14 protein-coding genes are annotated in these 13,166 nt (G+C 64.1%); 13 read left to right on the forward strand and 1 reads right to left on the reverse strand.

Annotated elements, in window-relative coordinates; genetic code table 11:
- Positions 1-39 precede the first annotated feature (39 nt).
- From phnD to AC1MEK_RS14555, 13 genes are all read left to right on the forward strand, one after another.
- Complete coding sequence (gene phnD, locus AC1MEK_RS14495; protein WP_480396966.1) at positions 40-1,044, forward strand: phosphonate ABC transporter substrate-binding protein; 1,005 nt, start codon at positions 40-42, stop codon at positions 1,042-1,044.
- A gap of 76 nt (positions 1,045-1,120) precedes the next feature.
- The gene (phnE, locus tag AC1MEK_RS14500) at positions 1,121-1,909 is read left to right on the forward strand and encodes a phosphonate ABC transporter, permease protein PhnE (RefSeq protein ID WP_480396967.1); all 789 of its coding nucleotides are present in this window, start codon (positions 1,121-1,123) and stop codon (positions 1,907-1,909) included.
- A 39-nt stretch (positions 1,910-1,948) separates the two neighbouring features.
- Positions 1,949-2,653, forward strand: a complete 705-nt coding sequence (gene phnF, locus AC1MEK_RS14505; protein ID WP_480396968.1) for a phosphonate metabolism transcriptional regulator PhnF — start codon at positions 1,949-1,951, stop codon at positions 2,651-2,653.
- A gap of 14 nt (positions 2,654-2,667) precedes the next feature.
- A complete protein-coding gene (gene phnG, locus AC1MEK_RS14510; protein WP_480396969.1) occupies positions 2,668-3,135 on the forward strand; it encodes a phosphonate C-P lyase system protein PhnG in 468 nt (155 codons plus the stop codon).
- Positions 3,135-3,737, forward strand: a complete 603-nt coding sequence (gene phnH, locus AC1MEK_RS14515; protein WP_480396970.1) for a phosphonate C-P lyase system protein PhnH — start codon at positions 3,135-3,137, stop codon at positions 3,735-3,737. The genes phnG and phnH overlap by 1 nt, the downstream gene beginning before the upstream one ends.
- Entirely contained in the window at positions 3,737-4,810 is a 1,074-nt protein-coding gene (locus AC1MEK_RS14520) for a carbon-phosphorus lyase complex subunit (RefSeq protein WP_480396971.1), read from the forward strand. Before phnH ends, AC1MEK_RS14520 begins: the two co-directional genes overlap by 1 nt.
- Positions 4,807-5,682 (forward strand): alpha-D-ribose 1-methylphosphonate 5-phosphate C-P-lyase PhnJ, encoded by an 876-nt coding sequence (locus tag AC1MEK_RS14525; protein ID WP_480396972.1) that lies wholly within the window; start codon positions 4,807-4,809, stop codon positions 5,680-5,682. Before AC1MEK_RS14520 ends, AC1MEK_RS14525 begins: the two co-directional genes overlap by 4 nt.
- Positions 5,679-6,494, forward strand: coding sequence for a phosphonate C-P lyase system protein PhnK (gene phnK / locus AC1MEK_RS14530; protein WP_480396973.1), 816 nt, complete (start codon positions 5,679-5,681; stop codon positions 6,492-6,494). Before AC1MEK_RS14525 ends, phnK begins: the two co-directional genes overlap by 4 nt.
- Positions 6,495-6,509: 15 nt before the next feature.
- Complete coding sequence (phnL, locus tag AC1MEK_RS14535) at positions 6,510-7,241, forward strand: phosphonate C-P lyase system protein PhnL (RefSeq protein WP_480396974.1); 732 nt, start codon at positions 6,510-6,512, stop codon at positions 7,239-7,241.
- Positions 7,235-8,419 (forward strand): alpha-D-ribose 1-methylphosphonate 5-triphosphate diphosphatase, encoded by a 1,185-nt coding sequence (locus tag AC1MEK_RS14540; protein ID WP_480396975.1) that lies wholly within the window; start codon positions 7,235-7,237, stop codon positions 8,417-8,419. The genes phnL and AC1MEK_RS14540 overlap by 7 nt, the downstream gene beginning before the upstream one ends.
- Entirely contained in the window at positions 8,419-8,985 is a 567-nt protein-coding gene (phnN, locus tag AC1MEK_RS14545; RefSeq protein WP_480396976.1) for a phosphonate metabolism protein/1,5-bisphosphokinase (PRPP-forming) PhnN, read from the forward strand. Before AC1MEK_RS14540 ends, phnN begins: the two co-directional genes overlap by 1 nt.
- Positions 8,976-9,725, forward strand: coding sequence for a phosphonate metabolism protein PhnP (phnP, locus tag AC1MEK_RS14550; protein WP_480396977.1), 750 nt, complete (start codon positions 8,976-8,978; stop codon positions 9,723-9,725). The genes phnN and phnP overlap by 10 nt, the downstream gene beginning before the upstream one ends.
- A 225-nt stretch (positions 9,726-9,950) precedes the next feature.
- Positions 9,951-10,772: an alpha/beta fold hydrolase gene (locus AC1MEK_RS14555; RefSeq protein WP_480396978.1), complete on the forward strand. Its 822-nt coding sequence runs from the start codon at positions 9,951-9,953 to the stop codon at positions 10,770-10,772.
- An 886-nt stretch (positions 10,773-11,658) separates the two neighbouring features.
- Here the strand turns inward: AC1MEK_RS14555 and AC1MEK_RS14560 are convergent.
- A complete protein-coding gene (locus tag AC1MEK_RS14560) occupies positions 11,659-13,137 on the reverse strand; it encodes an efflux transporter outer membrane subunit (RefSeq protein WP_480396979.1) in 1,479 nt (492 codons plus the stop codon).
- Positions 13,138-13,166: the final 29 nt, after the last annotated feature.

The raw sequence follows: 13,166 nt of genomic DNA on the forward strand, positions 1-13,166 counted from the left end.
CACACACCCAACACCACACATCCGTTTCAGGAGCTCTCCATGTTGAACCGTTTCGGTCGCGTGTTCGCGTCTGCCGCTGTGCTCGCCGGTTGCCTGATGGGCACCGCGCAGGCCGCTGACAGCGCCATCAACTTCGGCATCATGTCCACCGAGTCCTCGCAGAACCTGAAAAGCGTCTGGCAGCCGTTCCTCGACGACATGTCGAAAAAGACCGGCCTGAAAGTCAACGCCACCTTCGCCTCCGACTACGCCGGCCTGATCCAGGGCATGCGCTTCAACAAGGTCGATGTCGCCTGGCTGGGCAACAAGGCGGCCATGGAAGCCATCGACCGCTCCGGCGGCGAAATCTTCGCCCAGACCGCAGCCGCCAACGGCGCACCGGGTTACTGGAGCCTGATCATTGCGCGCAAGGACAGCCCGATCAATTCCATCGACGACATGTTCAAGCACGCCAAGGAACTGACCTTCGGCAACGGTGACCCGAATTCCACGTCCGGCTACCTGGTGCCGGGCTTCTACGTGTTCGCCAAGAACAACGTCGACGCCGCCACCGCCTTCAAGCGCACGCTGAACTCCAGCCATGAAGTCAACGCCTTGAGCGTCGCCAAGGGCCAGCTGGACGTCGCCACCTTCAACACCGAAAGCATGGACCGCCTGGAAGTCACCCAGCCGGAAAGCGCCGCCAAGCTCAAGGTGATCTGGAAGTCACCGATCATCCCGGCTGACCCGATGGTCTGGCGCAAGGGCATGGACGAGGCGACCAAGACCAAGATCCGTGAGTTCTTCGCCAACTACGGCGACACCGACGAAGAAAAGGCCGTGCTCAAGAACATGCAGATGGGCAAGTTCCTCAAGTCTTCCGATGACCAGTTGCTGACCATCCGCCAACTGGAGCTGTTCAAGCAGAAGACCGAAACCACCGCCAGCACCAGCCTGAGTGCGGACGAGAAGGCCAGCCGCCTGAAAGAGATCGACGCGAACCTCTCCAAGCTGCAGGAGCGCATCACCGAGCTGGACCAGCAGAACACCGCCAAGGCGGGCTGACCGACACGGCGCGGTGTGAAAGGCAACGTCAAGGCGCCGCGCCTGTTTCTCACGCAATCGATACCGGAACCCTGTCATGAGCACTCACGCTGTATACGCTGACGCCGTCGGCAAGCGCACCTGGCCGCAGTACCTGGGCTGGGGGATTTTCCTCGCGATGATGGCCTGGGCCTGGAAGGGCGCCGAGATGAACCCGCTGGCGCTGTACCGCGACTCCGGCAACATGGCCACCTTCGCCGCCGACTTCTTCCCGCCGGATTTCCATGAGTGGCGCGCCTACCTCAAGGAAATGATCGTCACCGTGCACATCGCCCTGTGGGGCACGCTGCTGGCCATCGTCTGCTCGGTGCCGCTGGGCGTGCTGTGCGCCGAGAACATCACGCCGTGGTGGATTCACCAGCCGCTGCGTCGGGTCATGGATGCCTTCCGCTCCATCAACGAAATGGTCTTCGCCATGCTGTTCGTGGTGGCCGTGGGCCTGGGCCCGTTCGCTGGCGTCCTGGCGTTGTGGATCAGCACCACTGGCGTACTCGCCAAGCTGTTCGCCGAAGCGGTGGAAGCCATCGATCCGGGCCCCGTCGAAGGGGTGCGCGCCACCGGTGCCAGTGCCCTGCAGGAAGTGATCTTCGGTGTCATCCCGCAAGTCATGCCGCTGTGGATTTCCTACGCGCTGTATCGCTTCGAGTCCAACGTGCGCTCGGCGACGGTGGTGGGCATGGTCGGCGCGGGCGGCATCGGGGTGATCCTCTGGGAAAACATCCGCGCCTTCCAGTTCACCCAGACCTGCTCGGTGCTGATGGTGATCATCGTGGTGGTAAGCGTCATCGACATCTTCTCCCAGCGCCTGCGCAAGCAGTTCATCTAACGAATTCGACAGGAGAGGGTGCGAGCCCTTTTTTTAGCCATGCAGTTGTCTAGACAATCCGAACCGGTCTACCGCGAACTGGCGGACACCTTACGCAACGAGTTGAACCGCTACACCGCCGGCGAATTCCTGCCTGCCGAAACCCAACTGGCCGCACGCTTCGAGGTCAACCGCCACACCGTGCGCCGCGCCATCGATGAGCTGGTGCGCGAAGGCAGCCTGTTGCGCCGCCAGGGCAAGGGCACTCAGGTGCTGGCCCGCCCGCTGGTCTATCCAGTCGCCGCCGAGAGTGCCTACAGCCAGTCGCTGTCGGCGCTGGGCCATGGCGTCGAGGCGGTGCTGTTGCAGCGCCGCCAGTGTGTCGCTACCCGCGAAGAGGCCGAGCATCTGGGCCTTGAAGAACACGCGCCGCTGATCGAACTGCAAACCCTGCGGCGTCTCGACGGCCAGCCGGTCAGCTTGATCCGTCATCGCTACTGCGCCAGCCGCGCCGGGCTGGTGGCCGAGTACAAGAGCGGCTCGGTGCGCCAGTTCCTGGCCTCCCGCGACCTGCCGCTGACCCGCACCTTCAGCCTGATCGGCGCGCGCCTGCCCAGCCGCGAAGAGGCCAGCGTGCTGCTGATGCCGCGTCATCTGCCGGCGCTGACCGTGCTCACCCTTTCCCGCGACGCGAACGGACACCCGGTGGAGATCGCTCATTCCACCAGCCGTTCCGACCGCTTCCAGTATCAGATCGTCACCTGATGGAGATGCCTTCGATGACTGCCACATCCGCTCCCAATCCCGATGCCGGGCAACCCCTGCGCCAACACTGGATCGGCGTGCTTGCCCGTACCCCGCGCGCCGAACTGGCGGCCCATGAAGCCGCTTTGCGCGACGCCGAGTACCAGATGATTCGCGCCCCGGAAATCGGCATGACCCTGGTCCGTGGCCGCATGGGCGGCAGCGGCGCGCCGTTCAACCTCGGCGAAATGACCGTGACCCGTTGCGTGGTACGCCTGGCCGACGGTCGCACCGGCTACAGCTACCTGGCCGGGCGCGACAAGGCCCACGCCGAACTCGCCGCCCTGGCCGACGCCCACCTGCAAGGCCCGCAGCAGGATCACTGGCTGCGTGAACTGATCGAACCACTGGCCCAGGCACAAGCCCTGCGCCGCGCCCGCCAACAAGCCGAAACCGCAGCGACCAAAGTGGACTTCTTCACCCTGGTCCGAGGAGAAAACTGATGAGCGCCACTCTATTGCAGCCTGCCTTCGCCGACCCGGTACTGGATTCGCAACGCAGCTTCCGCGCCGCCCTCAAGGCGCTGGCCGGCCCCGGCGTGGCCCAGAGCCTGTTGGCCGCGCAGACCCCGCCGCACCTCGAAGGCCTGGCCTCGGCCAGCCACGCGCTGTGCCTGGCCTTGCTGGATATCGACACACCGCTGTGGCTGGCGCCGAAATTCGACACCCAGGCCATTCGCGCCAACCTCACGTTCCACTGTGGCTGCCCGATTGTCAGCGACCGGCAGAACGCGCGCTTCGCCTTGCTCGACGACAGCCAGTTGCATGACTTGAGCGGCTTCGACCTGGGCAACGACCGTTACCCGGATCAGTCCTGCACGCTGCTGGTGCAATTGCCCAGCCTGCAAGGCGGCCGTCAGCTGGCCTGGCAGGGCCCCGGTATCGAGATCAAGAACCACGTCAGCCTGCCGCTCAACGAAGCGTTCTGGGCAGAGCGCGAGTCGCGCAATGACTTCCCTCGTGGCATCGATGTGTTCTTCGTCGCGGGCAGCGAACTGCTGGGCCTGCCGCGCAGCACCACTGTTCTTTTCAAAGGAGCCGTGTGATGTACGTAGCCGTCAAGGGTGGCGAACAGGCCATCGACAACGCTCACAAGCTGCTGGCCAAACAACGCCGGGGCGATACCTCGGTGGCAGAACTGTCCGTCGAGCAGATCCAGCAGCAACTGCCACTGGCCGTGGCCCGGGTCATGACCGAGGGCTCGCTGTATGACGAGCAACTCGCAGCGCTGGCGATCAAGCAGGCGGCAGGGGATTTGGTCGAAGCGATCTTTCTGCTGCGTGCCTACCGCACTACGCTGCCGCGCTTCAACGCCAGCCTGCCGATCAACACCTCGACCATGCAACTCAACCGGCGCTTGTCGGCGACCTTCAAGGACGTTCCGGGCGGCCAGTTGCTCGGCCCGACCTTCGACTACACCCATCGCCTGCTGGATTTCACCCTGCTGGCCGAAGGCGAGTTCCCCGGCCCGCAAACCCGCGCCGAGGCGCAGGTCGAGGCCTGCCCGCGAGTGCTGGGCCTGCTGGCCAAGGAAGGTTTGATCAAGGAGGAAGCCGACAGCGGTGCGCCAGTCGCCGACATCACCCGCGAGCCACTGGAGTATCCAGCCAACCGCGCCGAGCGCCTGCAGGCGCTGGCCCGTGGCGATGAAGGGTTTCTCCTGGCCCTGGGGTATTCGACCCAGCGCGGCTATGGCCGCAATCACCCGTTCGCCGGGGAAATCCGCGTCGGTGAAGTCGAGGTCTGGATCGAGCCGGAAGAGCTGGGCTTTGCGATCAACATCGGCGCCATCGAAGTCACCGAATGCGAGATGGTCAACCAGTTTGTCGGCTCCGCCACCGAGCTGCCTCAGTTCACGCGAGGCTACGGCCTGACCTTCGGCCACGCCGAACGCAAGGCCATGGGCATGGCGCTGGTGGACCGCTCGCTGCGTGCGGGCGAGTACGCCGAAGAAATCATTTCCCCCGCGCAGCAGGAAGAGTTCGTCCTGGCGCATTGCGACAACGTCGAGGCCTCGGGCTTCGTCTCGCACCTGAAACTGCCGCACTACGTCGACTTCCAGGCCGAACTGGAACTGATCCGCAAACTGCGCAAGCCTTCCAAGGAGCAGGCCCAATGAATGCCGCACTGCAACCGCGTCCGGAGCGCGATGAGGCGTACAACTTCGCCTATCTGGACGAACAGACCAAACGCATGATCCGTCGCGGCCTGCTCAAGGCCGTGGCGATTCCCGGTTATCAGGTGCCGTTCGGCGGCCGTGAGATGCCTTTGCCCTACGGCTGGGGCACCGGCGGCATGCAGCTGACTGCCGCGATTCTGGGCGCCGACGATGTTCTCAAGGTCATCGACCAGGGCGCCGACGACACCACCAACGCCGTCTCCATCCGCCGCTTCTTCGCCCGCACCGCCGGCGTGCAGACCACCGAGCGTACCCCGGAGGCGACCATCATCCAGACCCGCCACCGGATCCCGGAAACGCCGCTGCACGCGGATCAGATCATGGTCTATCAGGTGCCGATTCCCGAGCCGCTGCGCTTCATCGAGCCGTCGGAAACCGAAACCCGGACCATGCACGCGCTCAACGATTACGGGGTGATGCACGTCAAGCTCTACGAAGACATCGCCACCTTCGGCCACATCGCCACGGCCTATGCCTACCCGGTGACGGTGGACGAGCGCTACGTGATGGATCCGTCTCCAATTCCGAAATTCGACAACCCGAAACTGGACATGAGCCCGGCGCTGATGCTGTTCGGCGCCGGTCGCGAGAAGCGCCTGTATGCCGTGCCGCCGTACACCCGGGTCACCAGCCTGGACTTCGAGGATCACCCCTTCGAAGTGCAGAAATGGGAGCACAGCTGTGCCATCTGCGGCAGCCGCGAGTCGTTCCTCGATGAGCTGATTCTCGATGATCAAGGCACCCAGAGCTTCGTCTGCTCGGACACCGACTACTGCGCGCAACGGGTCAACGAAGGGAGGGTGGGCAAATGATCGCGGTTCGAAAAATAGAGGAGCAGGTGATCGCCGACAACAGCCAGCCGCTGCTCAAGGTCAGCAGCCTGAGCAAACTGTATGGCCCGGAGAAGGGCTGCCAGGACGTCAGTTTCGAGCTGTACCCCGGTGAAGTGCTGGGTATCGTCGGTGAGTCCGGCTCGGGCAAGTCGACCCTGTTGTCGCTGCTCAGCGGCCGCTGCCCGCCAGACAGCGGCGTCATCGACTATCGCGGCAAGGACGGCCAGTGGCTGGACCTGTACAGCGCCAGCGAAGCCGAGCGGCGCACCTTGCTGCGCACCGAGTGGGGCTTCGTCGAGCAGAACCCACGGGACGGCCTGCGCATGGCGGTCTCGGCGGGTGCCAACATCGGCGAGCGGCTGATGGCCCAGGGCGTGCGCAACTATTCGCAACTGCGCGCTGCGGGGCTGGACTGGCTGAGCCAGGTCGAGATTGATCCTGCGCGCATCAATGACCTGCCGCGCACCTTTTCAGGCGGCATGCAGCAGCGCCTGCAGATCGCCCGCAATCTGGTGTCGGGCCCGCGCCTGGTGTTCATGGACGAGCCCACCGGCGGCCTGGACGTGTCGGTGCAGGCGCGCTTGCTGGACCTGATGCGCGGTCTTGTGCGCGAGCTGGACCTGGCGGTGGTGATTGTCACTCACGATCTGGCCGTGGCGCGCTTGCTGGCTGACCGCCTGATGGTGATGCGCCGCTCCCGTGTGGTGGAAAGCGGCCTGACCGATCAGATCCTCGACGATCCGCAACATCCGTATTCGCAGTTGCTGGTGTCTTCCGTCCTGCAACCCTGATTTAAGGTGCACTTGATGAACACGCTGATCGAGGTCCAGGACCTCTCGAAAACCTTCACCTTGCACCAGCAGAACGGGGTGGTGCTCAACGTGCTGCGCGGCCTGAGCTTCTCGGTGCGCGGCGGCGAATGCCTGGTGTTGCACGGGCACTCCGGCGCGGGCAAGAGCACCTTGCTGCGCACGCTGTACGGCAACTACCTGCCGGCGGGCGGCAGTGTCCGGGTGTTGCATGAGGGGCAATGGCTGGAAATGGTCGGCGCGGTCCCGCGCGATGTGCTGGCCGTGCGGCAACAGACGCTGGGCTATGTCAGCCAGTTTCTGCGGGTGATCCCTCGCGTGGCGACGCTGGACGTGGTCATGGAACCGGCGCTGGCCCGTGGCTGGAGTCGCGAAGAAGCGCAGGCGAGGGCGGAACACTTGCTGAGCCGCCTGAACATCCCGCAACGCCTGTGGCAACTGGCGCCGGGCACCTTCTCTGGCGGCGAGCAGCAGCGGGTCAACATCGCCCGCGGCTTCATGGTGCCTTGGCCGGTGATGCTGCTCGATGAACCCACGGCATCGCTGGATGACACCAATCGCCAGGTGGTGCTGGAACTGATCAATGAGGCCAAGCAAGCCGGTGCCGCGCTGATCGGCATCTTCCATGATCGCCTGGCCCGTGAAGCGGTCGCCGACCGCGTACTGGACATGACCCCGCAAGCGCTTGACGACAAAGCCCTTACCGCCAAGGAGTTGCTGCAATGCTGAATGAACAGATCCTGACCAACGCCAAAGTAGTCACTGCCGATCAGGTGTTCACCGGCACCGTGGTGTTGCGTGACGGCCTCATCCAGGACGTGCAGCCGGGCGTCAGCCAGTTGCCTCAGGCGCAGAATCTCAATGGCGATTACCTGCTGCCGGGCCTCGTCGAGCTGCACACCGACAACCTGGAAAAACACCTCAGCCCGCGCCCCGGCGTGGACTGGCCCTCGGCCTCGGCGGTGATGAGCCACGATGCGCAGATCATCGCCGCAGGCATCACCACGGTGTTCGACGCGCTGTCCATCGGCGACGTCAACCCCAAGGGCAAGCGCATGCAGCAACTGCCGGCCATGGTCGAGGCCATCGCCCGCGCCAACGCGGCCGACATGACCCGCGCCGAGCACCGCCTGCACCTGCGCTGCGAGGTCTGCCACCCGGACACCTTGAGCGTGTTCCGCGATCTGGTGGAGCAGCCGCTGGTGCAGTTGGTGTCGACCATGGACCACTCGCCGGGCCAGCGCCAGTTCGCTCTGGAATCCAAGTACCGCGAGTACTACATGGGTAAGTACCACCTGAGCACCGAGCAGATGGACGAGTTCATCGTCGAGCAGGTGGCCAATTCGAAGATCTACAGTGACCGCTACCGCAAAGCCATCGTCGATATCTGCCTGGCGCGAGGGCTTTCTGTCGCCAGCCACGATGACGCGACCGTGGAGCACGTCGAGGAATCGGCGGGCTATGGCATGACCATCGCCGAGTTCCCGACCACCCTGGAGGCGGCACAGGCCTGTCGCCGGCTGGACATGAGCGTGCTGATGGGCGCACCGAACATCGTGCGCGGCGGCTCGCACTCGGGCAATATCGCGGCGGCGAAGCTGGCCGAGGAAGGGCTGCTGGACATCCTGTCCAGCGACTACTATCCGGCGAGCCTGTTGCAGGCGGCGTTCATCCTGGGCGACCAGCTTGAACAAAAGCGCGTGCAACTGGACGATAATGCGCAAGTGCCGGGTGCTGGCCTGGCCAAGGCGGTGACCACCGTGAGCCTGGCGCCAGCGCGTTCGGCGGGCCTGAACGATCGCGGCGAAATCCGCGTCGGCCTGCGCGCCGATCTGCTTCACGCTCGCGCAGTGGGCACGCTGCCGGTAATCCAGCACGTCTGGCGACAAGCGAAGAGGGTTTTCTGATGGCAGGCAGGTTGATCTATCTCATCGGACCGTCCGGTTCGGGCAAGGACAGCCTGCTCGACGCGGCGCGCGAAACCCTGGCCGCGCGCGGCTGCCGGATCGTGCGCCGGGTCATCACCCGCTCGGCCGAAGCTCGCGGTGAAGCGGCCCAGGCCGTCAGCGTCGAGCAGTTTCTGCAGATGAAAGAGCAGGGCGCCTTCGCCTTGAACTGGTTCGCCAATGGCCTGCACTACGGGATTCCGCTGGAGATCGATCAGTGGCTGGCCGACGGGCATGACGTGCTGATCAACGGTTCGCGCGGCCACCTGGCGCAGGCCCGGGCGCGCTATCCGGACCTGTTGGTGGTGCTGCTGAGTGTCGATCAGGCGGTGTTGCGTCGGCGCCTGCTGGCGCGCAACCGCGAAACCTCCGGCGAGATCGAGGCCCGCCTGGCGCGCAACGCGCAGTTCGCTGACGAGCTGGTCAAAGGCAATCCGTCGATACAGGTGCTGGACAACTCCGGCGCGTTGGAGCAGACCGTCGCAAAGCTGTTGCAGCACATCGATCGGGAGCACGCATGCGCCTGACCTTGCTCGGTACAGGGGATGCGCGGCAGGTGCCGGTCTACGGTTGCCAGTGTCAGGCCTGCACGGCGGCCCACGCCGATGCACGCCTGCGTCGCCGACCCTGCTCGGCGCTGGTCGAATTGGGCGATCAACGCTGGCTGATCGACAGCGGCCTGCCCGACCTGTGCGAGCGTTTCCCGCCGCGCAGTTTCAGCGGCATTCTGCAGACCCACTACCACGCCGACCACGCCCAAGGCCTGCTGCACTTGCGCTGGGGGCAGGGCCTGGTAATTCCCGTGCACGGCCCGGCAGACCCGGAAGGCTTGTCGGACTTGTACAAGCACCCCGGCATTCTGGATTTCAGCCAGCCGTTCGCCGCATTCGAGACCCGCGCGTTCGGGGAACTGCAGGTCACCGCGCTGCCACTGGTGCATTCCAAACCGACGCTGGGTTATCTGCTGGAAGGCGGTGGGCGGCGGATCGCCTACCTCACTGACACCGTGGGCTTGCCGGATACGACGTTCGCGCTGCTCAAGCAGCAACACCTGGACGTACTGGTGCTGGACTGCTCCATGCCGCCACAACCTCAGGCGCCGCGTAATCACAACGACCTGAACCTGGCGCTGCAGATCATCGATGGGCTCAAGCCGGTGAAGGCGGTGCTGACCCATGTCGGGCATACGCTGGATGGGTGGTTGATCGAGCGTTCGGGGGAGTTGCCGGCGAATGTGATCGTTGCGCGGGACGGGATGATCGTTTAGCGCCCACGGTCGATCTGTCGAACTCGATTTCCCTGTAGGAGCGAATTCATTCGCGAAAAATGTGTCAGGCGATGGAGATGCATTGCCTGTCCCGGCCATTCGCGAATGAATTCGCTCCTACAGGGGATTTGCATTGAGTTGGAAACAAGCACATTTCTTCAAGGCACCCGGCAAACCCCGGACTACGCTCAATCTTCCCTGCACATTTCCCGAGGATTGCGTCCCATGTCCATCTTGACCCTCAAAGACGGTACCGAATTTTTCTACAAGGACTGGGGCACTGGCCAGCCCATCGTGTTCTCCCACGGCTGGCCGCTGGACGGCGATGCCTGGGATGCGCAGATGCTGTTTCTGGGCCAGAACGGCTACCGGGTGATCGCCCATGACCGTCGTGGTCATGGCCGTTCGGGGCAGACCTGGGATGGCAATGACATGGACACCTACGCCGACGATCTGGCGCAATTGTTCGAGGCGCTGGACCTGAAGGACGCGATCATGATCGGCCACTCCACCGGTGGCGGCGAAGTGGCGCGCTACATCGGCCGTCATGGTTCTTCGCGGGTGGCCAAGGCGGTTCTGATTGGCGCGGTGCCGCCGATCATGCTCAAGACCGCGGCCAACCCGGAGGGCCTGCCGATGGAGGTGTTCGATGGTATTCGCGCGGGGTTCACGGCGGATCGTTCGCAGTTCTTCAAGGATCTGGCGGTGCCGTTTTTCGGCTTCAACCGAGAGGGCGTGAAGGTGTCTCAGGGCGCCATCGATTCGTTCTGGTCGATCGGTATGCTGGGCAGCATCAAGGGCGAGTTCGATTGCATCAAGGCGTTTTCGGAGACTGACTTTACCGAGGACCTGAGGAAGATCGATGTGCCGACGCTGATTCTGCATGGCGATGACGATCAGATCGTGCCGATCGTGGCGTCCGGGTACAAGAGCCACGAGCTGGTCAAGGGCTCGACGCTGAAGGTGGTCAAGGGCGGGTCCCATGGCATGTGCACGGTGCAGGCCGATGAGATCAATGAGATTCTGCTTGGGTTTATCAAGGGCTGATTCGTCGAGTTACCTGGCTGCCCCCGAGATCAAAAGCGCTCTGGCTAACGCCAGACCCATTTCGGCTTCGCCGAGTTACTTGGAAAAGACCCCCAAGTAACCAAGGGGTCCTGCTCCTGGTTTGGCCCGACTTCGTCGGGTCCCTTCACTCCGGTCCCGCTCCGTGGGCCCGGCGTGAAAGGGCCATCCATGGCCCACACGCCTCTCGCGGCATCCTGCCGCTCGACCCACTCCGCGAAACCTCCATTCAGCCTGCACCCAAGTCGCGTTTTGCGGCGCCTGTGAGGTTTGCGCTCGAAGATCAAAAGCAACAGCAACAGCAACAGCAACAGCAACAGCAACAGCAACAGCAACAGCATCGCGAGCTTCGCTCCCTCCCACATTGGAATCGGTGGAAGTCCTTAAGAACACTCCTCCCATACTGGAATCAGTGGAAGTTCTTGAGAGCGCCGCCTATCTCAATTGTGGGAGGGAGCGAAGCTCGCGATGCTTTTGATCTTCATGCGCAAATCTCACATACGCCACAGATCGCGACTTGGGTGCAGGCCGAACGCAGGCGATGTGGAGTGGGCCAAGCGGCAGGATGCCGCGCGAGGCGCGGGGCCATGGATGGCCCATTCGCGCCGGGCCCACGGAACATCGCCGGAGTGAGGGAACCTCGACGAAGTCGAGGCCAAACCAGGAGCAAGACACCTTGGTTACTTGGGTGTCTTTTCCAAGTAACTCGACGAAGTCGAAACAGGTCTGACGTTAGGAAGAACGCTTTTGATCTTGATCTCCCTCCGTACGCGGTATGCCTGACACAACCAGGTCGCCTGGTTTTACTGCCGCTTCGCGCCAGACCGCCGGCAAGCCGGACTGCTACGGGATTGTGTGGCCTCACGATTCATTGTCGGGCGACTTTGGCGGTTGTCTGCGGCCACCCACCTCCCAGCGCCCGAAAGGTCGACACCGCCGCCCGCGCATCGTTGGCATGCAACTGCGCCAGTTGGTCCCGCGAAACCAGCAACTGCCGATCCTCATCCAGCACTTCCACCAAACTCACTGCACCACCTTTATAAGCATCCTGCGCGGCGTCGCGGGCGGTCTGGTGGGCGGTGACTTCCTGGTCCACCTCGCTGCGCTGCTGTTCCAGCTGAACCAGCGTGACGATCGCGTTCTCCACGTCTTCGGTGGCCTTGAGCATCACCTGGCGATATTCAGCCAGCGCTTCGGCGTTGGCGCCCTTGGCCTGGGCCACTTCGGCGTCGACCCGGCCGAAATCGAACAGGCGCCAGTGCAGGCCGAGGATCGCTTGCGGCTGAAAGGCCGCTGCACTGAACAGCTGGCCGCTGTGGGCGGTGTCGAAGCCCAGCAGGCCGGAGAGCGAAACCTTCGGGTAGTACTCGGCAATCGCTGTACCGATCCGCGCGTTGGACGCCGCCAGTTTGCGTTCGGCGGCAATCACGTCGGGGCGGCGGCGCAGCAGGTCGGCCGGGCTCTGGGAGTCGCTGATGGTGGGTACGCTGTACAGCTGCGGGCTGCTCACCAGCTCTTTCGAGTAGGTGCCGGGTTGCGCGCCCATCAGCACGTCCAGGCGGTTCAACTGGGTCGCCAGTTCCGTGCGCAGCGGCGGTATCGTCGCCCGGGCCTGCAACACCAGCGCCTGGGCCTGGGCCTGTTCGCGGTTAGTCGCGAGGCCGCTGCCCATGCGGTCGTTGATCAGGTTGAGCAGATCGTTCTGGGTCTTCACCTGATCCTCGGCCACGACCAGCCGCTGCTGCGCGCCGCGAATGCGGAAGTAGGCGTCGGCGGCTTCGGCGGCCACGGAAATCCTCACGCCAACGTGGCTGGCTTCGGCAGCCTGGGCTTCGTCGACGGCCGCTTCTTCGCCACGCTTCAGGCCGCCCGCAAGGTCGGCCTCCCAACTGGCGCCGACGCCGAGGGTTTCCAGGGTCTGGTTGCGGTCGTAGCCGGGAAAGGCGCTGCCGATCTGGCCTTGAGAACTTTCGGTGGACTGGCGTTGGCGCACGGCCTTGGCGTCCAGTGCGCCCTGGGGCAGGCGAATCGCCCCGGCCTGTTGCGCCACGGCGCGGGCCTGTTCGACCCGGGCGAAGGATTTGGCCAAATCGAGGTTCTGGTCCAGCACGCGCTGGATGATACGCGTCAGCTCCGGGTCGTTGAAACCGGTCCACCAGGTGTCCAGCGCCGGGGCGGGTGTCTCGCCGACGCGCTGCTGCAACAGCGGCTGGTTCTGAAAGCTCGCAGTCAGGGTGTTGGCGGGCTGCTGGTAATCCGGGCCGACGGTACAGCCCGCGAGGGCGATGAACAGGGCGCTGAAGGCGAACAGGCCGGTGCGCTTGAAACGGGTCGCCAGGGGGGGCATGGGGCTGTCCTCCAAACCAGGTGTTGATG

The organism is Pseudomonas sp. 2 (assembly GCF_056627435.1).